Genomic DNA, 20,787 nt, shown 5'->3' with positions numbered 1-20,787 from the left:
CACGCGGCGTGAGAGTCAAACCGGGAGAAGAGACGCGGTGCTGATCGACGGATACGACACGTTGCTGCTGGATCTCGACGGCGTCGTCTACCTGGGTAAGCGGGCCGTTCCTCACGCCCCGCAGGCCCTGGCGAAGGCGGCGGAGCGGGCGAGGCTGGCGTACGTGACGAACAACGCATCGAGAACGCCGGCCGCGATCGCCGACCATCTCACCCATCTCGGTGTCCCCGCAACGGCGGAGGACGTGGTCACCTCGGCGCAGGCGGCGGCCCGGCTGATCGCCGAACGCGTGGAACCCGGCGCGTCCGTGCTGGTCGTGGGGGGCATGGGGCTGCGGATGGCGGTGAGGGACCGGGGGCTGCGCCCGGTGAGCGTGGCCGCGGACGATCCCGTGGCGGTGGTGCAGGGCATCGCGCCCGATCTGTCCTACGCCCTGCTGTCGGAGGGCGCGCTGGCCGTACGGCGGGGCGCGTGGTTCGTGGCCGCCAACGCAGACGCCACCATGCCCACGGCACACGGGGAGCTGCCCGGAAACGGCGCCATGGTGCGGGTGATCGCCGCCGCGACCGGCGTCGAGCCCGTCTATGCGGGCAAGCCCGCGCCGCCGCTGCACCGCGAGTCGATGATCCGCACCGGCGCCGAGCGGCCGCTGGTGGTGGGCGACCGGCTCGACACCGACATCGAGGGCGCGACGAACGCGGGCGTCGACAGCCTCCTCGTGCTCACCGGGGTCGCCACGCCACGGGAGGTGCTGACCGCCGCTCCCGAGCAGCGGCCGACGTATCTGGCGGAGGACCTGTCGGCGCTCCACCGGCCCTATCCGTCCGAGCGGCAGGGCTGGCGGGCCTGGTGGTCGGACGGCAGGCTGCACCTCGAGGGCGACGGCGAGTGGATCGAGGGGCTCAGGACGGCCTGCGAGGCGGCGTGGGCGGCGGCGGGTGAGGGCCGGCTCGACGAGGACCGGCTCAAGCCCGCCCTCGACACCCTGCGCGTCTGATTCCGGACGCGGCACGTCTCGCGGGGACACGTCGGGCGTGCCTGATGGACGGGTGAACGCGGTGGCCTCGCGTGCCTGCCGTACGGACGGTCAGAGCAGGCGGCGCAGCCGCAGCAGGTCGCCGAAACTCGCGTCGATCTTGACGCGGCCGCCCAGCAGCGCGCGCGCCAGGTCGAGCTCGCCCTCGACCAGCGCGATGAGGTCGTCGCTCATGATGGTCAGCTTGACGTCGGCTGGTCTGCCGCTCGCGGGTGGTTCGTCATGGAACGGGTCGAGGCCGTCGTGATGGATGCGGCCGTAGAACATGACGTCGAGGTCAGAGATGCGGCAGCTGAGCGTCCGTTCGACCACGTGCTTGGCCCTGGACTCGTCGTCGATCTCGTCGAACTGCTCGACGAGCTTGCCGAGCGCCGCCCTGCACTCCTCGAGGGTAGCCATGCTGGTCGTCCTCTCCGTTCTCGCCCGTTTCTACGGACGGTAGCGTTCCACATGAGGAGCCCGTGAAGTCCGGCACGCCAGAAAACCCGCTCCCACACTGCCTAACGCGCCAGGGGGTCCGCATAGTGTCGGCGGCGTCCGATACCGTCGAGAACATGAGTGAGCTGCCGGTGGAGACCGGTGACGAGCGGGTCGACGCGGTCGTGGGAGGCCTGGCCGCGACGGGCGACCTGCCTGTGCGCGATCATGTGGCGGTGTTCGAGGAGGCGTTCTCGGCTCTGGAGGAGACGCTCGCCTCCGTGGACGACCAGTGAGCCGTCGCGTCAGGCTCGACAGCGAGCTCGTACGGCGCGGCCTGGCCAGATCGCGCGAGCAGGCGGCCCAGCTCATCACCGACGGCAGGGTCAGCGTCGGCGGTCAGGTGGCGGGAAAGCCCGCGACGCAGGTCGACACCGCCTCGGCGATCGTCGTGGCCGAGTCGTCCGGCGGCCCCGACTACGTCTCGCGTGGCGCCCACAAGCTGCTCGGCGCGCTCGAAGCCTTCCCAGGGCTGCGGGTGGCGGGCCGGCGGGCGCTCGACGCCGGCGCCTCGACGGGCGGGTTCACCGACGTCCTGCTGCGCCACGACGTGGGCCACGTGCTGGCCGTCGACGTCGGCTACGGCCAGCTCGCCTGGTCGTTGCGCACCGACGAGCGCGTCACGGTGATGGAGCGGGTCAACGTCCGAGACCTGACGCCCGAGATGGTCGGGGAGGCGCCCTCGCTCATCGTGGGCGACCTGTCGTTCATCTCGCTGCGCCTGGTGCTGCCCGCCCTCGCCGACGTGGCGGCGGCCGAGGCCGACTTCGTGATGCTGGTCAAACCGCAGTTCGAGGTGGGCAAGGAGCGTGTCGGCGCCGGCGGTGTGGTGCGCGACCCTGAGCTGCGGGCCGGAGCCGTGCGCGATGCCGCGGCCAAGGCCATGGAGCTGGGGCTGACCGTGCGCGGCGTGACCGCGAGCCCGCTGCCCGGGCCTTCGGGCAACGTCGAGTACCTGTTGTGGCTGGGCAAGGGCGAGGGAGAGCCCGCGGTCGAGGATCTCGAGGCCGCGATCGGACGGGCAGTGTCGGAGGGGCCGCAATGAAGCGCACGGTGCTGGTCACCGCCCACACAGGGCGTGAGGCCGCTATCGAGAGCGCCCGCCTGGTGGTCGACAGGCTGCTCGAGGCAGGTCTGGCGGTCAGGGTGCTCGAGTCGGAGGCCGAGGACATCGGCCGTGACGGCGTCGAGGTGATGCCGTCCGACCCCACCGCCGCCAAGGACGCCGAGATGATGATCGTCCTCGGCGGTGACGGCTCGCTGCTGCGCTCGGCGGAGATCGCCAGGCCCGCGGGCACGCCGCTGTTCGGCGTCAACCTCGGCCACGTGGGCTTCCTCGCCGAGGCCGAGGTCGACGACCTGGCCGCGGCCGTCGACTCGGTGGTGCAGGGCCGCTACGACGTCGAGGAGCGCATGACGCTCGAGGTCACCGCCCGGCAGAACGGTCAGATCATCGCCGACACCTGGGCGCTCAACGAGGCGACCGTCGAAAAGCGCGACCGCATGCTGGAGGTCGTCGTCGAGATCGACGGCCGTCCGCTGTCGCGATGGGGCTGCGACGGGGTGATCTGCGCGACGCCGACCGGTTCGACCGCCTACGCCTTCTCCGCGGGAGGCCCGGTGGTCTGGCCCGAGGTGGAGGCGCTGCTGCTGGTGCCGATCAGCGCGCACGCCCTGTTCGCCAAACCGCTGGTGGTCTCGCCGCGTGCCACGCTCGCCGTGGAGATCCTGCCGAACACGCCGGGCGGGGTGCTGTGGTGCGACGGCCGCCGCCGCTTCGATCTTCCCTCCAGCACGAGGGTCGAGGTTCGCAGGTCCACCCATCCGGTACGGCTGGTCCGCCTGCACGGCCTGGAGGAGACCGGCGCGCCCTTCACCGACAGGCTGGTCGCCAAGTTCGAATTGCCTGTACAGGGCTGGCGCGGAAGGGTGCGTCCCTGAGTCAATAGGGGCGGGAGCGCGTAGGATCGCATGCGCACAGGTGTTCGGCAATGTCGATGGAACGGGAGTGACCAGTGCGACCAAGGGTCGAGGAGGTCCGCATCCAGGGGCTCGGCGTCATCGACGAGGCCGTCCTCGAGCTCTCGCCGGGCTTCAACGTCGTCACGGGCGAGACGGGTGCCGGCAAGACGATGGTCGTGACCGGGCTCGGGCTGCTGTTCGGTGGCAGGGCCGACCCGTCGAGGGTGCGTCCCGGCGCCGACAAGGCCACGGTGGAGGGCACGCTCGTCGTCGAGGCGGACGGCAGGGTCGCCCAGCAGGTCGAGGACGTCGGCGGCGAGGTCGAGGAGGGCGAGCTGATCATCTCTCGCACCGTCTCGGCGGAGGGGCGGTCCAGGGCGTGGCTCGGCGGCCGCACGGTCCCCGTCGGCACGCTCACCTACCTGGCCGACGACCTGGTGGCCGTCCACGGGCAGATGGATCAGCAGCGGCTGCTCCAGCCCGGCAGGCAGCGCGCCGCCCTCGACCGCTACGCGGGCGACGACCTGGTCAAGCCGCTGCGCGCCTACTCCCAGTCCTACAAGCGCCACAAGCAGGTCGCCGCGCTGCTGGAGGAGTTGACCACCAAGGCGAGGGAGCGCGCCCAGGAGGCCGACCTGCTGCGCTTCGGCCTGGAGGAGATCGAGAAGGTCGATCCCAAACAGGGCGAGGACGTCGAGTTGCGCGCGGAGGAGGAGCGGCTGTCCCATGCCGACGCGCTGCGCGGCGCCGCGACCACCGCGCACACCGCGCTGCTCGGCGATCCGATGGACCCCTCGGGCGGCGCCCGCGACGTCGTCTCCCTGCTGGGCGAGGCGCGTTCGGCCGTCGAGGCCGTGCGCGACTTCGACCCGCAGCTGGCCAGCGTGGCCGACCGGCTGGCGGAGGCCGGCTACCTGATCTCCGATGTGGCGACCGACCTGGCGGCCTACGCCGAGTCGATCGAGGCCGACCCCGCCAGGCTGGCCGTGGTGCAGGAGCGTCGCGCCGCGCTGGGCGCGCTGATCAGGAAGTACGCCGAGGACAGCGCGGGCGTGCTGGCGTGGGCGCAGAACTCGGCCGCCCGCCTGACCGAGCTCGAAGGCGACGACGACCGCATCGAGGAGCTCACCCGTGAGCAGGAGGAGCTGGCCAAGCGGCTGAACGAGCTGGCCGCCGAGCTCACCAGGGTCAGGACCGCCGCCGCCGAGCGGTTCGGCGCCGCGGTCACCGAGGAGCTGACCGCGCTGGCGATGCCCCACGCCAGGGTCGTGGTGCAGCTCACGCAGAGCGAGGAGTTCGGCCCCGAGGGCGTCGACGAGGTCGAGCTGCGCATGGCCGCCCATCCCGCCGCGCCGCCGCTGCCGCTCAACAAGGGCGCCTCCGGCGGTGAGCTGAGCCGCGTCATGCTGGCCATCGAGGTGGTCTTCGCCGGCGCCGACCCTGTCCCGACGTTCGTGTTCGACGAGGTCGACGCGGGGGTCGGCGGCAAGGCCGCGGTCGAGATCGGCCGCCGTCTTGCCAGGCTGGCCCGCACGGCCCAGGTGATTGTCGTCACCCACCTGCCCCAGGTGGCCGCCTTCGCCGACCAGCATCTGGTGGTGGAGAAGGCCGGCGACGGCAGTGTGGTGCGCAGCGGTGTGGTCACGCTCGACCACGACGGCAGGGTCCGCGAACTGTCGCGGATGCTGGCCGGATTGGAAGATTCCGAACTGGGCAGAGCACACGCCGAAGAACTCCTGGGAATGGCCGCGGCTGATCGGTGATCCTCCGTGACAAATCTGACACGCCGTGCAGTCCACGACCACCCCGCCCGTTCGCTCTGGCAGGATGGTCTTGATGAAGGTTCCGGCGAACAAGATTCCGGGCCTCCGCGGGAAGAAGGTCAATGACCTTCCTGGTGTCACGGCAGTGGCGAGAATCGACCGCAGGACGAAGAGACTGACAAAGCGTCTCAAGTCCGGTGAAATCGCGATTATCGATCACGTCGATGTTGACCGGGTGAGCGCGGAGGCGCTGGTCGCGTGTGGCGCGGCGGCTGTGGTCGACGTGGCTGCCGGTATCAGCGGCCGCTATCCCAACCTGGGTCCCCAGATCATCGTGGAGTCCGGTGTCCCCTTCGTGGACAACGCCACGCCCGAGCTGTTCGAACGGGTCAGGGACGGCGACATCGTCAGGATCCACGACGGCGTCGTCTACCTCGAGGACGAGGTCGTCGGCAAGGGCGAGGTGCAGAGGTCCGAGACGATCGAGGCCGCCATGGCGGAGGCGAGAGCAGGGCTTTCGGTGCAGATCGAGGCCTTCGCCGTCAACACCATGGAATACGTCAGAGGCGAGGGCAAGCTCCTCATCGACGGCGTCGGCGTGCCGGACATCCGCACGGTCATGGAGGACAGGCACGTCCTCATCGTGGTGCGCGGCTACCACTACAAGGAGGACATCGCCACGCTCCGGCCGTACATCAGGGAGTACCGGCCGGTGCTGGTCGGCGTCGACGGCGGCGCGGACGCGCTGCTGGAGGCGGGCTACCTGCCCGACCTGATCGTCGGCGACTTCGACTCCGTCTCCACCAAGGCGCTGACCTGCGGTGCCGAGCTGGTCGTGCACGCCTACCGCGACGGCCGGGCGCCGGGGCTCGAGCGGGTCCATCAGCTGGGCCGCGACGCGGTGATCTTCCCCGCCACCGGCACGAGCGAGGACATCGCGATGCTGCTGGCCGACGACAAGGGCGCCGAGCTGATCGTCGCGGTCGGCACGCACGCGACACTGGTCGAGTTCCTCGACAAGGGACGTTCGGGCATGGCCAGCACCTTCCTGACCAGGCTCAGGGTCGGCGGTAAGCTGATCGACGCCAAGGGCGTCAGCCGCCTCTATCGCAGCCGCATCTCCACCCCCCAGCTGATCCTGCTCGTGGTCACCGCGATGATCACCATGGGTGTGGCGATCTTCATGTCGCCCATCGGGCAGACCTGGCTGATCAGCGTGCAAGACGCCTGGAACTCCTTCATCTTCTGGTTGGTCGGACTCTTCTCGTGATCGATTTCCGCTATCACCTCGTCTCCATCGTCGCGATCTTCCTGGCGCTGGCCGTCGGCATCGTGATGGGCACCACCCTGCTGTCCAGCCCTGCGATCGAGTCCGCGCTGCAGACCGCGCAGGACCTGCGCAAGTCCAACAACGACTACCGCGAACAGCTGGGCGCGCTGCAGGCGAGGGAGACAGGCAACGACTCCTTCGTCACCGCCGAGATGCCTGCCGTCATCAGGGGGCAGCTCACCGGCGAGAGGGTGGTGCTGGTGGCGGCGCCGGGCAGCTCGGGCACGCTGCGCGAGCAGGCCGAACAGGTGCTGGTCGAGGCGGGCGCCACGATCAGCGGCCAGGTCACGCTGACCGAGAAGTACGTCGAGCCGAGCCAGGCCAACTTCATCGACCAGCTGACCAGCGGGCTCACCAGCCTCACCTCGCCCGGCACCGACCCCTACAAGAACGCGGCCTCGCTGCTGGCCGCGTCCCTCGTCACCGCCGACGACACCCAGGCCGGCACCGAGAACACCGCCACGGTCGGCGTGCTCGACGGCTTCGAGAAGGCCGGGCTGCTCACCGTCGACGGCACGCCGGCCAAGCGGGCCACGCTCGCGCTCGTCTTCGCCCCCGAGACGCTCTTCACGGGCGAGAAGGCGCAGGAGCAGGCGGGCGCGCTGGTCTCGCTGGCCGCCGGGCTCGACGCCGGAGCGCAGGGCGCCGTGGTGACCGGCACCATCGCCTCGACCCAGCCCGGCGGGCTCATCGCCGCCCTGCGCGACACCAGCGACGCCGCGGCCAAGGTCTCCTCCGTCGACACCCTCGACATGCCCGCGGGCCGTGCCGTCATCGTCTTCGCGGCGCGCGAGCAGCTCAGCGGGCGCTCGGGGCAGTACGGCATCGGCGCCGACGCGGCCGAATTCCAGCCGGCCTCGTCCGCGGCCACTCCTTCCCCATCCACCTCAGGGAGCTGACATGGCTCGTGCTCTGCTCGGTGCCCTCGCGGGCGTCGCCCTCGGCGTCGTCGCGGCCAGGGCCGCCTACGCCGCCCTCACCGCCAAGGCCGCGTCCAAGGAGTGGGAGCGCAACAACCACAGGGGCGAGACGCTCACCCTTCTCGAGGGGCCCGCGTTCGTGGCGGGCGCGAGCGGCGCCCTCGCCCTCACTCCAGGGCTGCCTCCCAAGGTACGGCTGGCGGCCGTGCTCGCCGGTGCGGGCAGCGGAGCGCTCGGCGCCTACGACGACCTGTTCGGCGGGACGTCGTCCAAGGGCTTCAAGGGTCACCTGTCGGCCCTGGCCAAGGGCCAGGTGACCAGCGGCGCCATCAAGATCCTCGGCATCGGCGGCACCGGGCTCGCCGCCGCCACCCTCGTCTCGCGCGGCGCTGTCGACACGCTCGTCAACGGCGCGACGATCGCGGGCAGCGCCAACCTGGCCAACCTGTTCGACCTGCGACCGGGGCGCGCCATCAAGGTGGGCCTCCTGGCGGGCGGGCCGCTCCTGGCGCTCTCGGTGCTCAGGCGCGACCCGGTGACCGCCGCGCTGGTGGCCGTGCCCCTCGGCGCGGGCGCCGCACTGCTGCCAGAGGATCTCGGCGAGAAGGCGATGCTCGGCGACGCGGGCGCCAACGCGCTCGGCGCTCTCCTCGGCCTGGCCGCGGTGACCACGCTCGGCAGGCGGGGACGGCTCACGCTGCTCGGCACCGTCGCCGCGCTGACCGCCGCCTCGGAGAAGGTCAGCTTCACCAAGGTCATCGCGGGCAACCGGGTGCTCAACACGATCGACATGCTCGGCCGCCGCCCGGCCTGACGCTGTCGGTGCGCTCTGCCATGATGGCCCCTTGAGATCGACGCGGAGGGGGGAGACGGTGGCTCGGGGCGTGGCGGGGGCTGCCCTGCTCATCGGCGCGATCACGATCCTCGCGAGGATCACGGGTTTCGCCAAGCAGTACGTGTTCGCCCAGACGGTCGGCCACACGAACAACTGCCTGGGCACCGCCTACATGACCGCCAACCAGATCCCCAACATCGTCTTCGAGATCGTGGTGGGCGGCGCGCTCGCCGGAATGGTCGTGCCCGTCGTGGCCGGAGCGGCGGGCCGCCTCAACGTCGGCAGGATCACCTCGGCGCTGCTCAGCTGGGTGCTGGTCGTCCTCGTCCCGCTGGGCGTCCTGACCGCCCTGCTCGCCGGACCGATCATCGGGCTGTTCCCCGTGGACGAGTGCGGGCCCGCGTTCGTCGACATCGCCACCCGCATGCTGGTGGTCTTCGCCCCGCAGATCCCCCTGTACGGCCTCGCCGTCGTCCTCTACGGCGTGCTGCAGTCCCACGGGCGTTTCGCCGGGCCCGCCCTCGCGCCGCTGGTGTCCAGCATCGTGGTCATCGTGGCCTACCTGCTGTTCGTGCCGCTCAGCGAAGGCCGTACCGCCCTCGACGAGATCCCCTCCGCCGCCGAACTGGCCCTGTCGGTCGGTACCAGCCTCGGCGTGCTGTCGCTGGTCCTCACCGTGATCGGGCCGGCCCTCGGGCTGGGGCTCCGGCTCAGGCCGACGCTGCGCTTCCCCGACGGCGTGGCCGTCAAGGTGCGCAGGCTCGCGCTGGCGGGGGTGGCGGCGTTGATCGCCCAGCAGGCCACGATGATCGTGGTGATGCTGCTGTCCAACAACTGGATCGGCGAGCCCGCGCTCCTCGTCTACAACTACGCGTGGGCGATCTACCTGGTGCCCTATGCGGTGCTCGCCGTGCCCCTCGCGACCAGTGCCTTCCCCGGCTTGTCCGCTCACGCGGCCGACGGGTCGTGGGAGGACTTCGCCGGCCTCGCCGCGCGCACGACGCGGGCGGTGGTGCTGATCTCCGGGCTGGCCGCGGGGGCGCTCGCCGCGGCGGCGGGGCCTGGATCGATCGTCTTCCTCGGCGCGGCGACCCGCGTGCCGCCGATCGAGATGGCGCGCACGGTGGCGCTCTTCGCGCCAGGCCTGATCGGCTACGGGCTGATCGCGCAGCTGAGCAGGGTCCTCTACGCGGAGGGCAGGGGCAGGGCGGCGGCGACCGGCACGGTCGTGGGCTGGCTGGTGGCGATGGCCGCGCAGACAGTGCTCGTGCTCACGCTGCCCGACGGGTGGAAGGTGGGCGGACTCGCGCTCGGCATGACGGTCGGCATGACAGCAGGCGGAGCGTGGCTGCTGGTAGAAGTGATGCGCGGTCCTGCGCGGCGCGCGGCGGTCCCTGAGGAGGGCCGGGCGCGTGCCGCGGTCACGCAGGCGCCTGCTCGCGCGGGCGAGCCCGCAGGCGGGGTCGCCCGCGCGCTGCTCGCCGCCGTCGTCGGGGGCGGGCTCGGGTTCCTGGCGGGCTCGGGGGTCGTGGCGCTGCTGCCCGTGACCGGTCTGCCCGCCCAGGCGGGGGTCGCCGTCCTGGCCGGGATCGTCGCACTGGGCGCCGGCGCTCTCGCGATCGCCGTGCTCGACAGGCCGGACGCAGTGGCGCTGGCGGCCATGGTGGCGCGACGCCGTCGCGCCGGTTCCAGGACGGGTGGTGAGTGATGCGGGTGGCCTTCGTGCTCGGCACGACCTCGGGCGGCACGGGCAGGCACGTCGGGATGCTCGCCGAAGGGCTGCTGCGGCGCGGACACCAGGTCCTGGTCGTCGGCCCGGCCGGCGTGGAGGAGCAGTTCGGCTTTCGCGCCATGGGGGCGGCCTTCGCGGCCGTGCCCGTCTCCGACCGGCCGCAGCCGATCAACGACGCCAAGGCGGTGCTGCGGATCAGGCGCCACCTGCGAGGGGCGGACGTGGCGCACGCCCACGGGCTGCGGGCGGGGGCGCTGGCGGCGCTGGCGGGAGCAAGGACGCCGCTGGTCGTGACGCTCCACAACGCGCTCACCGCGGGCGGGCTGATCGGCGCGGTCTACGGGACGCTCGAACGGATCGTGGCCAGGAGAGCCGATCGGGTGCTGGTCGTCTCGCCCGACCTCGGTGACAGGATGCGGGCACTGGGGGCTCGCGAAGTGGCGCCCGCGGTGGTGCCGGCGCCGCCCCTGCGCGCGGCGATCAGGTCCGAGGCGGCGGTGCGGGAGGAACTGGGGGCGGGGGAGCGGCCCCTGGTGCTGACCATCGCCAGGCTGGCCCAGCAGAAGGGTCTGGAAACCCTTCTCGACGTCGCCGCCACCTTTCCCTCGACAGGACACGCGGGCACCCCGGCGACCGAGACCTCGGGCGCACGCTCGACGGCTCCGGACCCCGGCGGGCAGGAGGCGAGCCGCGGCGTACCCGCGGGAGTCGCGGCTTCCGGTGGTCATGAGGGAGCTTCACGGTCTGGAGATCTCGGGGCGGGGCGGCCGCTGTTCGTCGTCGCGGGGGAGGGGCCGCTCAGGCAGGAGTTGCAGGCCAGGATCGAGGCGGAGAAGCTGCCCGTCCTCCTGCTCGGCAACAGGGACGACATCCCCGACCTGCTCGCCGCCGCCACTCTCGTGCTGTGGCCGAGCCGCTGGGAGGGCCAGCCGCTCAGCCTGAGCGAGGCGCTCATGGCGGGAAAGCCCGTCCTCGCCACCGACGTGGGCGGCATCCCCGCGCTGACAGGCGGGGCGGGGGTGCTGGTGCCGTACGGGGATGTGAGGGCGACACGCGCGGCCGTGCGCGAGCTGATCGACGATCCCGGCGCGCGGTCGCGGCTGGCGGAGGCCGCCAGGGCAAGAGGAGCGCGGCTTCCCCGCGCCGACGACGCGGTCGAGGCGGCGCTGACCGCCTACCAGGAACGATCACGCCCGGCGAAGGGATGATTAGGCGGCGCTAAGTCGTTCTCCTATACTGCTTTGGTTAGGGAGGGGAGTATCCCTTCGCGACAGCCTCGTCATCACGGTTCGCCCCGCGCCACGGGGCTCCCGGGGCTGCCGGTCCGGCTCGGTGAGTGGGCGGGAGAGACCTCCGGTCGTCTGTCATGCGCACCGGAGGGTTGGAACCACTGTGGGTGTACCTGTTTGGGCTTGGATCGCCGTCATCGCGGGACTGCTACTCGTCATCGCCGTAGACCTGTGGATCGTCGACAGGGGCGAGGCGCGGGAGTTCTCCATGAAGCAGGCAGGCTTCTGGGTCTCCTTCTACGTCATCCTTGCGATGCTCTTCGGGGTGATTCTCTGGGTCACCAGTGGAGGTGAAACGGCGGGGCAGTTCTTCGCCGGCTACATCACCGAGTACAGCCTGAGCGTCGACAACCTGTTCATCTTCTTCATCATCATGGGGCGCTTCGCCGTTCCCAAGGTCTACCAGCACAGGGTCCTTCTCGTCGGCATCCTGATGGCGCTGGTGATGCGCGGCATCTTCATCGCGCTCGGCGCGGCGGCGCTGCAGCGCTTCAGCTGGCTCTTCTACGTCTTCGGCGCCTTCCTCATCTACACGGCGATCAACCTGATCCGCCAGCACGGTCACGACGACGACGAGTTCAAGGAGAACGCCCTGCTGCGGTGGGTGCGCAGGGCCTTCCCGACCACGCCCGACTACGTCGGCCACAAGGTGACCGTCAAGATCGACGGCAAGCGCATGGTCACCCCGATGCTGATCGTCATGGTGGCCATCGGCACCACTGATCTGCTGTTCGCGCTCGACTCGATCCCCGCCATCTTCGGCCTCACCCAGGACCCCTTCATCGTCTTCACCGCCAACGCGTTCGCCCTGATGGGCCTGCGTCAGCTGTACTTCCTCCTCGGCGGGCTGCTGCAGCGCCTGGTCTACATCAGCTACGGCCTGGCGTTCATCCTTGGCTTCATCGGGGTTAAGCTGATTCTCGAGGCCCTGCACGCCAGCGAGGTCTCGTGGGCGCCGGAAGTGCCCATCTGGGTGTCCCTGACCGTGATCGGCATCACGATGGTCGTCACCACCGTGGCCAGCCTGCTCAAGTCCCGCAGCGATGCTCGGAAGGGGAAGGAAATTCCCACCTCCGCGAGCGCGAACGAAGGCTAGCGCGACGGTGGTCCAGGCGCTTTGCTTCGTGTAACAGTTGCGAATTATGTAACATCTCGACAAAGCGCCCGTCCGTAGTCACCATCAAAGGTTGTCAGTGTCAGACGATTCCGCAAGCCGCCAGCAGGGCCGCCGTGTACGGCTGGCCCGTGGCGTCTCTCCGTGGCTCTTCCCGACCGTGGCCGCCGCGGCGGCCACGACGTTCCTCAGCCGCCGTGACCGGCGCTGGGGCTTCGCGGCCGTGCCGCTGACCGCGCTCACCGGCGCCATGCTCTGGTTCTTCCGCGACCCCGACCGCGAGCCGGGAGAGGGCACGATCCTCTCGCCGGCCGACGGCGTCGTGCAGAGCATCGACCCGTGGCCGGACGGCCGCACCCGGGTGGCGATCTTCATGAGCCCCCTGAACGTGCACGTCAACCGGGCACCCCTTGCGGGAACTGTCACCTCCGTGCAGCATGTGGCGGGTGGGTTCCTGCCGGCTTTCAACAAGGACAGCGACCAGAACGAGCGCGTGGTGTGGCATTTCGAGACCGCGCTCGGCGACATCGAGATGGTGCAGATCGCGGGCGCTGTGGCGCGCAGGATCGTGCCGTACATGACCTCCGGCGTCAAAGTCTCGCAGACCGAGCGCATCGGGCTCATCAGGTTCGGTTCGCGGGTGGACATCTACCTTCCCGAAGGGATCTCGCCCGCGGTGAGCGTCGGCGAGAAGACGGTGGCGGGGGTGACTCGAATTGACCGCGGCTGAGGCTGGAGGCTGGCAGGCCGAGGAGGAGGAGCCGCGCGGTCCTGTGGGCAAGGCCTTCAGGCTGTCGGCGGCAGACTCTCTGTCCCTGGGCAACGCCCTGTGCGGCTTCCTGGCCGTCTGCGTGCTCGCCTCGTCGGCGATCCAGGCGCTGAAGGCGGGCGCCGGGTTCGTACCCGACCCGCGCTACTTCGCCACCGCCGTGGTGCTGCTGCTGATCGGCGCCACGTGCGACCTGTTCGACGGCCTGGTGGCGCGGCGCTTCCGTGCCTCCGCGATGGGCGCCGAGCTCGACAACCTGGCCGACGTGATCAGCTTCGGCTTCGCGCCCGCCTTCATGGTGGTGATCTGGGGCGGCTTCACCGGCAAACTCCCGCTCACGGCCGTGATCGTCGCGGCGGCGTCCGTGCTGATCGCCGGATGCGTACGGCTGGCCCGCTTCGCCTGCGTCAAGACCAAGAGCGGCGACTTCATGGGCCTGCCCATCCCGATGGGCGCGATGACGGTCGTCTCGATCGTGCTGCTGTTCCAGCCCAACTGGTTCTCGCTGGCGGCGGTGCTCGGCGTCGCGTGGCTGATGGTCAGCCGCATCGAGTACCCCAAGCCCAAGGGGCAGCTCGCGGCCGTGGTGCTCGCCTGGATCATGATCAACGTGGCCTGCCTCACCGCGTGGGCCGCCTGGCCGCAGGGCGGCGACACGCTCATCCAGGTCGGCGCCACCATGCAGATCACGCTGGTCGCCGCGATCCCGCTGAGGGTGCTGTTCTTCAAGCGCGAGCAGCGCAAGGAGCGCAAGGACGCCGCCCGCGTGGGCGACTGATCGAGGCTTTCCCCTCCTGCGGGTGGGCTCGCCCGGGTTTCAATGGAACCATGCGCGAGCACACCCGCACCTATTTTCTCGGCCGGTTGGCCAGGGAGTTGGAGCTTCGCGGCCTGGCGACGAGCCTGCGCGCCGAACCGCCTTCGCTGCGGGTCGGCGGCGAGCAGGGCTCGGGCCTGCTGACGGAGACCGTCGACTGCGTCGCGCTGGCCGACGGCTGGTTCTACCGGTGGTCGTGGGGTGAGGTGCTGGCCAGCACCGCCGATCCCGCGGCCGCGGCCGAGAAGGTGGTCCGCATCCTGTCCGCGAGGGAGGGCCCGTGACCGGCCCGGGATGAGCCCGGTACGGTGGGTGCCCGCCGTACCGGCGGGTTCTCACCAGCCGCGGGCCTTCCATTCCGGCAGAGAGGGACGCTCGGCGCCGAGCGTGGTGTCCTTGCCGTGGCCCGGATACACCCATGTCTCGTCGGGCAGCCGGTCGAAGACCCGCTCCACGACGTCGGAGTAGAGCTGCTCGAACCGTTCGGCGTCCTTCCACGTGTTGCCGACGCCGCCGGGGAACAGCGAGTCGCCGGTGAACAGGTGCCGCTCGCCCTCGCCGCCGTCGTACAGCAGGGCGATCGAGCCGGGCGTGTGGCCCCGCAGGTGGATCACTTCGAGCGTGACATCGCCCACGGAGACGTGGTCGCCGTGTTCCACGAGCCGGTCCACGGTGACGGGCAGCGCGCCCGCGTCGAGCGGGTGGGCGAGCGTCGTCGCGCCCGTCACCTTGACCACCTGCTCCAGGGCCTGCCAGTGGTCGCCGTGCTGGTGCGTGGTGACGACGGTGCTGATCGGCTGGTCCGACGTCAGCGCCAGGATCCTGTCGGCGTCGGCGGCCGCGTCGATGAGCAGCCCTTCGCCGGTCTCGGCACAGCGCAACAGGTAGGCGTTGTTGTCGAACGGGCCCACGGCGAGCTTGGAGATGGTCAGCTTGGGCAGCTCCCGGACGTCGGCGGGGCCGCCGACCTGGACATCGCCTGTGTAGGTCATGGGCTCTCCTCTGGATAGGTGTCAGGAGGCGCCGAGGGGAGGTCCGCCGGAGAGGGCATGGTCAGCCACGGCGGCGGTGGAGGTACCTCCTCACGTGGGGCGCCCGGCTCCTCTCGCACCACCCTAATCCCCTGTCCAGCCGACCGGCCGGTCAGCCAGGCGAGCACCTCACGGGCCTCTCCTCGCACCACCGGTCCCTTCCCCAGGTCGCTCCACTCATCCACGGGCTCGGTGAAGACGATGCCGCCCACCGTGCTCTCGCCGTACGGCCAGCAGGTCAGGGTGTCGTGCAACTCCCTGCGCACGAACGCGGCGGGCCAGTCGGCGGGCGTGTATCCCGCGTCCAGGTCCACATGGTGGAGCTCCAGCTCCCGCAGCCGCCGCACCAGGACGTACCAGGCGGGATGGGGCGGCGGACGCAGCGCGGCGACACGGGCCGACCAGGCGGCCTCGGGCAGCGACTCGACGGCGGCGGCCAGCCGCGCGGCGCTGTCGACCAGGTCGGCGCGCTGCTCGGCGGCCGGACGCGCGGCTCCCGCCTCGATGTCGGCCGCCCGCCGGCCCGGGTCGGGATACTGCGGCGTCTCGACGCCTGTCCTGGCCCAGGTCAGCAGGTTGCCGAGGCCGTCGGCGTTGCGGGCGACATGGGTGATGACGTGGCCCCTGCTCCAGCCGGGCAGCAGGGACGGCGCCGCGATGTCGGCGTCGTCGAGCTCGGCCGCCGTGGCGATGAAGCGGTCCGTCGCGGCGGCGAGCTCGGCGCGCAGCGTGGGGAGAACGGTCATGCGGGCATAATGCCGCAGTTCACGTGGTTGAACCTCCAAGGACCGGTACCGGCCGGGAAGAAAGCCGTACTCTGGTGAGGGAAGTTTCCGGCGGGGCGCCAGCGGACCCCCGAAATTGTCGGACCCTCCCTTTACCATCCCCCGTGGACCTATCAACACCTTCGACGTCGGGATCACCGTGGCAGACCGTTTGATCGTGCGTGGCGCACGAGAACACAACCTCAAGGACGTCTCGCTCGACCTTCCGCGAGACTCCCTGATCGTCTTCACCGGGCTCTCCGGCTCGGGCAAGTCGAGCCTGGCTTTCGACACGATCTTCGCCGAGGGTCAGCGCCGCTACGTCGAGTCCCTGTCGTCCTACGCCCGCCAGTTCCTCGGCCAGATGGACAAGCCCGACGTCGACTTCATCGAGGGCCTTTCTCCCGCGGTCTCCATCGACCAGAAGTCGACCAGCCGCAACCCCCGCTCGACGGTCGGCACGATCACCGAGGTCTACGACTACCTGCGACTGCTGTGGGCGCGCATCGGAAAGCCCCACTGCCCGGCCTGCGAGCGCCCCATCGCCAGGCAGACGCCGCAGCAGATCGTCGACAGGGTGATGGAGCTGGAGGAGGGCACCCGCTTCCAGGTGCTCGCCCCTGTCATCAGGGGCCGCAAGGGCGAGTACGCCGAGCTGTTCCGCGAGCTGCAGACCAAGGGCTTCGCCAGGGCGAGGGTCGACGGCACGGTGATCCGTCTCGAAGAGCCGCCGACGCTGAAGAAGTACGAGAAGCACGACATCGAGGTCATCGTGGACCGGCTGTCGGTGAAGGAGTCCTCGCGCAGGCGGCTCACCGACTCGGTGGAGACCGCGCTGCAGCTGTCCGGCGGCACGATCACGCTGGAGTTCGTCGACCTGCCCGAGACCGACCCCGGCCGTGAGCGCTTCTACTCCGAGCACCTCTACTGCCCCTACGACGACCTGTCGTTCGAGGAGCTGGAGCCGCGTTCGTTCTCCTTCAACTCGCCGTTCGGGGCCTGCCCCGAGTGCACGGGCCTCGGCACCAAGATGGAGGTCGACCCCGACCTCGTCGTACCAGACCCGGAGAAGACGCTCGGCGACGGCGCGCTCAACCCGTGGGCGGGCGGCCACACCAGCGAATACTTCATCCGCCTCATCGAGGCGCTCGGCCTGGCCATGGGCTTCAACCTCGACACCCCGTGGGAGCGGCTGCCGAAGAAGGCGCAGAAGTCGCTGCTGTACGGCCACGACGAGCAGGTCCACGTCCGCTACAGCAACAGGTACGGCAGGCAGCGCGCCTACTACACCACCTACGAGGGTGTGATCCCCTGGGTGCAGCGTAGGCACGCCGAGGCCGAAAGCGACTCCTCGCGCGAGCGCTTCGAGGGCTACATGCGCGAGATCCCGTGCCCGGCCTGCCGGGGGGCAAGGCTCAAGCCGGTCTCGCTGGCCGTCACCGTCGCCGACAAGTCCATCGCCGAGGTGTCGGGCATGTCCATCGGCGAGTGCGCCAAGTTCCTCGCCGCGCTGAAGCTGTCCGAGCGCGACATGCAGATCGCCGAACGGGTGGTCAAGGAGATCAACGCCCGGATGGGCTTCCTGCTCGACGTCGGGCTCGACTACCTCACCATGGACCGTGCCGCCGGCACGCTCGCCGGCGGCGAGGCCCAGCGCATCCGCCTGGCCACGCAGATCGGCTCGGGCCTGGTCGGCGTGCTCTACGTCCTCGACGAGCCGTCCATCGGCCTGCACCAGCGCGACAACATGCGGCTGCTCGACACGCTGATCAGGCTGCGCGACATGGGCAACACGCTGATCGTCGTCGAGCACGACGAGGACACCATCGCCGCCGCCGACTGGGTGGTCGACATCGGTCCCGGCGCGGGCGAGCACGGCGGTCAGGTCGTCGTCTCGGGCACCGTGCAGGACCTCCTCGCCAGCGAGGAGTCGATGACGGGCGCCTACCTGTCGGGCCGCAGGTCGATCGCCGTGCCGGCCAAGCGCCGCAAGCGGGACAGGAAGCGGCAGATCACGGTGAAGGGCGCGCGCGAGCACAACCTGAAGGGCGTCGACATCGACTTCCCCCTCGGCGTGTTCACCGCCGTCACCGGAGTGTCGGGTTCCGGCAAGTCGACGCTGGTCAACGACATTCTCTACAACGCCCTGGCCAAGGAGCTCAACGGTGCCCGCACGGTGCCGGGCCGCCATTCCAGGGTCAACGGCATGGACCAGGTCGACAAGGTCGTCCACGTCGACCAGTCGCCGATCGGCCGTACGCCGCGCTCCAACCCGGCGACCTACACCGGCGTCTTCGACCACGTCCGCAAGCTGTTCGCGGCGACCACCGAGGCGAAGGTGCGCGGCTACCAGCCGGGCCGGTTCAGCTTCAACGTCAAGGGCGGCCGCTGCGAGGCGTGCGCGGGCGACGGCACGATCAAGATCGAGATGAACTTCCTGCCGGACGTCTACGTCCCCTGCGAGGTCTGCCACGGCGCCCGCTACAACAGGGAGACGCTGGAGGTCCACTACAAGGGCAAGACGATCTCCGAGGTGCTCGACATGCCGATCGAGGAGGCGCTGTCCTTCTTCGAGGCGATCCCGGCGATCAAGCGGCACCTGCAGACGCTCAACGACGTCGGTCTCGGCTACGTACGGCTCGGGCAGCCGGCCACCACGCTGTCGGGCGGCGAGGCGCAGCGTGTCAAGCTCGCCTCCGAGCTGCAGCGGCGCCAGACGGGCCGCACGATCTACGTGCTCGACGAGCCGACCACGGGCCTGCACTTCGAGGACATCCGGCGACTGCTCGGCGTGCTCGGGCGGCTGGTCGACGGCGGCAACACGGTGATCGTGATCGAGCACAACCTCGACGTGATCAAGACCGCCGACTGGGTGATCGACATGGGTCCCGAGGGCGGATCCCGCGGCGGCACGCTGGTCGCGGCGGGCACCCCCGAGGAGGTGGCCCTGGTGGACGAGAGCCACACGGGTCGCTTCCTGCGGAAGATCCTTTCCGTCTGACGGTCTCGCGGAGGGGACGGCGCCGTTCGCGCCGTCCCCTCCACGGGCCTATCGGCGGCGGCGCTTCGCCGCGTCGCCGCGCTGCAGCCACCACTCGGCGACCAGCAGCGGGATCGTCCACCCCAGCCACGTGCTGAGGCCCGCGACCGTGTGCATGAGTTGCTGCTCGCCGCCGGCAGGGGTCGACGGGGACAGCAGCACCACCGCGAGCGCGCCCCAGAACCGGTTCGTGATGATCGACATGGTGAGGGCGAAGCTGCGGATCATCCAGCGCCTGTGCTCGGCGAACCTGCGCTGCCTGGCCATCCGCCATCCCGCGATCGTGCAGGCCAGCCACAGCGGCGCCATGAGCAGGGAACTGGCCATCGCCACGGGCCCGAACGGCGTGGCCCACGCCAGCACCAGTGCGAGCATGCCCGCCGGCAGCTGGGCGAGCACGTACACGCGGCCGATGACCCGGTGCGCCCGCCGGTGACGCTGCCTGAACCAGGGCCACACCTGCAGGCAGCAGGCCAGCATCGCGATCGAGCCCAGCACCACGTGTACCGAGAGCACGGCGTAGTACCACGGGTACGGCGCGGGCACCCGCGACAGCGAAGGGTCGAGAGAGAGGTAGGGCGGCAGCGAGAACGCGACGAACGCGATCGCCACGACGCCGAGCGGTGCCACCCACGGCCGCCGCCACCAGCGCGGACGGGAGGCGCGCTCTCTGCGGACAGGGGGAGTGGTTGTGGTCGTCATGCCCTCACCGTCCGCGCCCGCGCTGACCGTCGGCTCACCATCCGCTGACCGGATCGCCGTCAGCCTCCCGACGGGGCCGGATGCGGGACCGACGGGTGGTCTCAATAAGCTGAAGAGCAGGTAAAGGCCCGGCCTGGCATGGGCGTCGGGGGACGGTGGAGGGGCGACATGGCAGGCGAGGAGCGGGGTCGAGGCGTGCCCGGGATCGGGCGGCGCGAGATGCTGGGCGCGACGGGCGTGGCGGTGTGCGGCGTCGCGCTGGCGGGGTGCGGCGCCTCCGACGGATCGGCGAAAGCGGTGGTGCCGCCGGGCATCAAGGGCAAGGTCATCGCGCAGAAGGCCGACGTGCCCGTGGGCGGCGGCAAGGTGATCCAGGAGTGGAAGATCGTGATCACCCAGCCCACGTCGGGGGTGTTCAAGGCGTTCACCGCCAAGTGCCCGCACCGCGGCTGCGCGGTGGGCCGCCCCGAGGACGGGGTCATGACGTGCCCGTGCCACGGCAGCGAGTTCGCCGCCGACTCGGGCAAGTGCCTGAAGGGTCCCGCACAGGGCGCGCTGGCGGAGTTCCCGCTCAAGGTCGAAGGTGACGGCATCATCATCTTGTGATGTGAAACGGTAAATCTGCATGGATCAGGGGGCTGTCGAGGGAGACTCTGAACCGGTACGGCCGCGCCGGCCGTAACTGAGAGAGACAGCGAATCCTGGGAGGGTGACCATGGCAGAGACGACACGCCGCGCGGTGATGCTGGGAGCTGGGGGTGCGGGCCTGGGGGCGCTGCTCACCGCGTGCGCGAGCTACGGCCAGCCGGCGGGTGACACGGCGGCCGCGCCTGCGACGAGCGGCTCGGGCGAGGCGCAGCCCGCCGAGTCGGAGTCGGCGGCGCCGAAGTCCAAGAAGAAGCCGGCCGGTGACGAACTGGCCGGCACGGCCGACATCCCCGAGGGGGGCGGCAAGGTCTTCGCGAACCAGAAGGTCGTGGTGACGCAGCCCACGGCGGGCGAGTTCAAGTGCTTCACCGCCGTGTGCACCCACCAAGGATGCACGGTCGCCAGTGTCTCGAACGGCACGATCAACTGCCCGTGCCACGGCAGCAAGTTCAACATCGCCGACGGTTCCGTCGCCAACGGTCCCGCGGCCAAGCCCCTGGCCGAGAAGAAGATCACCGTCGAGGGCGACTCGATTTCGTTGGCATAGAGCACGTTCTT

Annotated in this window: 21 protein-coding genes; 17 read left to right on the top strand and 4 right to left on the bottom strand. The window is 70.5% G+C overall.

Annotated features, from left to right (window positions below):
• Window positions 1-37: 37 nt before the first annotated feature.
• On the top strand, window positions 38-997 hold the full coding sequence (locus AC3EO4_RS25600) for an HAD-IIA family hydrolase (RefSeq protein WP_431898203.1): 960 nt from the start codon (window positions 38-40) through the stop codon (window positions 995-997).
• 90 nt (window positions 998-1,087) lie between these two features.
• Here AC3EO4_RS25600 and AC3EO4_RS25595 read toward each other — a convergent pair whose 3' ends face one another.
• The gene (locus tag AC3EO4_RS25595) at window positions 1,088-1,435 is read right to left on the bottom strand and encodes an SCP2 sterol-binding domain-containing protein (protein ID WP_379581501.1); all 348 of its coding nucleotides are present in this window, start codon (window positions 1,433-1,435) and stop codon (window positions 1,088-1,090) included.
• Between the two features lie 155 nt (window positions 1,436-1,590).
• On the opposite strand from AC3EO4_RS25595, the gene AC3EO4_RS25590 reads away from it, so the two are divergent.
• The 13 genes from AC3EO4_RS25590 (at window position 1,591) to AC3EO4_RS25530 (ending at window position 14,328) form a co-directional block, all read left to right on the top strand.
• Complete coding sequence (locus tag AC3EO4_RS25590; protein ID WP_379581503.1) at window positions 1,591-1,749, top strand: hypothetical protein; 159 nt, start codon at window positions 1,591-1,593, stop codon at window positions 1,747-1,749.
• Complete coding sequence (locus AC3EO4_RS25585; RefSeq protein WP_431898201.1) at window positions 1,746-2,558, top strand: TlyA family RNA methyltransferase; 813 nt, start codon at window positions 1,746-1,748, stop codon at window positions 2,556-2,558. The genes AC3EO4_RS25590 and AC3EO4_RS25585 overlap by 4 nt, the downstream gene beginning before the upstream one ends.
• The gene (locus tag AC3EO4_RS25580) at window positions 2,555-3,454 is read left to right on the top strand and encodes an NAD kinase (protein ID WP_379581506.1); all 900 of its coding nucleotides are present in this window, start codon (window positions 2,555-2,557) and stop codon (window positions 3,452-3,454) included. The genes AC3EO4_RS25585 and AC3EO4_RS25580 overlap by 4 nt, the downstream gene beginning before the upstream one ends.
• Window positions 3,455-3,528: 74 nt before the next feature.
• Complete coding sequence (recN, locus tag AC3EO4_RS25575) at window positions 3,529-5,238, top strand: DNA repair protein RecN (protein WP_379581508.1); 1,710 nt, start codon at window positions 3,529-3,531, stop codon at window positions 5,236-5,238.
• A gap of 73 nt (window positions 5,239-5,311) precedes the next feature.
• The gene (steA, locus tag AC3EO4_RS25570) at window positions 5,312-6,508 is read left to right on the top strand and encodes a putative cytokinetic ring protein SteA (protein ID WP_379581510.1); all 1,197 of its coding nucleotides are present in this window, start codon (window positions 5,312-5,314) and stop codon (window positions 6,506-6,508) included.
• Window positions 6,505-7,467 (top strand): copper transporter, encoded by a 963-nt coding sequence (locus tag AC3EO4_RS25565; protein WP_379581512.1) that lies wholly within the window; start codon window positions 6,505-6,507, stop codon window positions 7,465-7,467. The genes steA and AC3EO4_RS25565 overlap by 4 nt, the downstream gene beginning before the upstream one ends.
• Before the next feature lies 1 nt (window position 7,468).
• Window positions 7,469-8,302, top strand: coding sequence for a hypothetical protein (locus AC3EO4_RS25560; RefSeq protein WP_379581514.1), 834 nt, complete (start codon window positions 7,469-7,471; stop codon window positions 8,300-8,302).
• Window positions 8,303-8,333: 31 nt separating this feature from the next.
• Window positions 8,334-10,031: a murein biosynthesis integral membrane protein MurJ gene (murJ, locus tag AC3EO4_RS25555; RefSeq protein ID WP_379581516.1), complete on the top strand. Its 1,698-nt coding sequence runs from the start codon at window positions 8,334-8,336 to the stop codon at window positions 10,029-10,031.
• The gene (locus AC3EO4_RS25550) at window positions 10,031-11,263 is read left to right on the top strand and encodes a glycosyltransferase family 4 protein (RefSeq protein WP_379581518.1); all 1,233 of its coding nucleotides are present in this window, start codon (window positions 10,031-10,033) and stop codon (window positions 11,261-11,263) included. The genes murJ and AC3EO4_RS25550 overlap by 1 nt, the downstream gene beginning before the upstream one ends.
• A gap of 184 nt (window positions 11,264-11,447) precedes the next feature.
• On the top strand, window positions 11,448-12,440 hold the full coding sequence (locus AC3EO4_RS25545; RefSeq protein ID WP_379581520.1) for a TerC family protein: 993 nt from the start codon (window positions 11,448-11,450) through the stop codon (window positions 12,438-12,440).
• Between the two features lie 97 nt (window positions 12,441-12,537).
• A complete protein-coding gene (locus AC3EO4_RS25540) occupies window positions 12,538-13,188 on the top strand; it encodes a phosphatidylserine decarboxylase (RefSeq protein WP_379581522.1) in 651 nt (216 codons plus the stop codon).
• Window positions 13,175-14,005: a CDP-diacylglycerol--serine O-phosphatidyltransferase gene (gene pssA, locus AC3EO4_RS25535; protein ID WP_379581524.1), complete on the top strand. Its 831-nt coding sequence runs from the start codon at window positions 13,175-13,177 to the stop codon at window positions 14,003-14,005. The genes AC3EO4_RS25540 and pssA overlap by 14 nt, the downstream gene beginning before the upstream one ends.
• A gap of 50 nt (window positions 14,006-14,055) precedes the next feature.
• On the top strand, window positions 14,056-14,328 hold the full coding sequence (locus tag AC3EO4_RS25530; RefSeq protein ID WP_379581526.1) for a hypothetical protein: 273 nt from the start codon (window positions 14,056-14,058) through the stop codon (window positions 14,326-14,328).
• 51 nt (window positions 14,329-14,379) lie between these two features.
• Here AC3EO4_RS25530 and AC3EO4_RS25525 read toward each other — a convergent pair whose 3' ends face one another.
• On the bottom strand, window positions 14,380-15,036 hold the full coding sequence (locus tag AC3EO4_RS25525) for an MBL fold metallo-hydrolase (RefSeq protein WP_379581528.1): 657 nt from the start codon (window positions 15,034-15,036) through the stop codon (window positions 14,380-14,382).
• Complete coding sequence (locus tag AC3EO4_RS25520; protein WP_431898198.1) at window positions 15,033-15,821, bottom strand: maleylpyruvate isomerase family mycothiol-dependent enzyme; 789 nt, start codon at window positions 15,819-15,821, stop codon at window positions 15,033-15,035. Before AC3EO4_RS25520 ends, AC3EO4_RS25525 begins: the two co-directional genes overlap by 4 nt.
• 178 nt (window positions 15,822-15,999) lie before the next feature.
• Here AC3EO4_RS25520 and uvrA point away from each other — a divergent pair, with 178 nt between their 5' ends.
• The gene (gene uvrA / locus AC3EO4_RS25515) at window positions 16,000-18,840 is read left to right on the top strand and encodes an excinuclease ABC subunit UvrA (RefSeq protein WP_431898196.1); all 2,841 of its coding nucleotides are present in this window, start codon (window positions 16,000-16,002) and stop codon (window positions 18,838-18,840) included.
• Between the two features lie 48 nt (window positions 18,841-18,888).
• Here the strand turns inward: uvrA and AC3EO4_RS25510 are convergent, their stop codons facing one another.
• Window positions 18,889-19,581 (bottom strand): DUF2306 domain-containing protein, encoded by a 693-nt coding sequence (locus AC3EO4_RS25510; RefSeq protein WP_379569155.1) that lies wholly within the window; start codon window positions 19,579-19,581, stop codon window positions 18,889-18,891.
• A gap of 168 nt (window positions 19,582-19,749) precedes the next feature.
• On the opposite strand from AC3EO4_RS25510, the gene AC3EO4_RS25505 reads away from it, so the two are divergent.
• Entirely contained in the window at window positions 19,750-20,187 is a 438-nt protein-coding gene (locus AC3EO4_RS25505; protein ID WP_379569154.1) for a Rieske (2Fe-2S) protein, read from the top strand.
• Between the two features lie 109 nt (window positions 20,188-20,296).
• On the top strand, window positions 20,297-20,776 hold the full coding sequence (locus AC3EO4_RS25500) for a Rieske (2Fe-2S) protein (RefSeq protein ID WP_379569152.1): 480 nt from the start codon (window positions 20,297-20,299) through the stop codon (window positions 20,774-20,776).
• Window positions 20,777-20,787 lie beyond the last annotated feature (11 nt).

This window comes from Nonomuraea sp. bgisy101, from assembly GCF_057708945.1.
The sequence above is the reverse complement of the archived record's forward strand: the minus strand, read 5'-3'. Positions and strand labels throughout refer to the sequence as shown.

Bases quoted from the DNA above. Each gene is read 5' to 3' on its own strand.
- AC3EO4_RS25595 (WP_379581501.1), bottom strand. From the start codon at position 1,435: ATGGCTACCCTCGAGGAGTGCAGGGCGGCGCTCGGCAAGCTCGTCGAG.
- AC3EO4_RS25590 (WP_379581503.1), top strand. From the start codon at position 1,591: ATGAGTGAGCTGCCGGTGGAGACCGGTGACGAGCGGGTCGACGCGGTC.
- AC3EO4_RS25580 (WP_379581506.1), top strand. From the start codon at position 2,555: ATGAAGCGCACGGTGCTGGTCACCGCCCACACAGGGCGTGAGGCCGCT.
- steA (WP_379581510.1), top strand. From the start codon at position 5,312: ATGAAGGTTCCGGCGAACAAGATTCCGGGCCTCCGCGGGAAGAAGGTC.
- AC3EO4_RS25560 (WP_379581514.1), top strand. From the start codon at position 7,469: ATGGCTCGTGCTCTGCTCGGTGCCCTCGCGGGCGTCGCCCTCGGCGTC.
- AC3EO4_RS25550 (WP_379581518.1), top strand. From the start codon at position 10,031: ATGCGGGTGGCCTTCGTGCTCGGCACGACCTCGGGCGGCACGGGCAGG.
- AC3EO4_RS25530 (WP_379581526.1), top strand. From the start codon at position 14,056: ATGCGCGAGCACACCCGCACCTATTTTCTCGGCCGGTTGGCCAGGGAG.
- AC3EO4_RS25525 (WP_379581528.1), bottom strand. From the start codon at position 15,036: ATGACCTACACAGGCGATGTCCAGGTCGGCGGCCCCGCCGACGTCCGG.
- AC3EO4_RS25520 (WP_431898198.1), bottom strand. From the start codon at position 15,821: ATGACCGTTCTCCCCACGCTGCGCGCCGAGCTCGCCGCCGCGACGGAC.
- AC3EO4_RS25510 (WP_379569155.1), bottom strand. From the start codon at position 19,581: ATGACGACCACAACCACTCCCCCTGTCCGCAGAGAGCGCGCCTCCCGT.
- AC3EO4_RS25505 (WP_379569154.1), top strand. From the start codon at position 19,750: ATGGCAGGCGAGGAGCGGGGTCGAGGCGTGCCCGGGATCGGGCGGCGC.
- AC3EO4_RS25500 (WP_379569152.1), top strand. From the start codon at position 20,297: ATGGCAGAGACGACACGCCGCGCGGTGATGCTGGGAGCTGGGGGTGCG.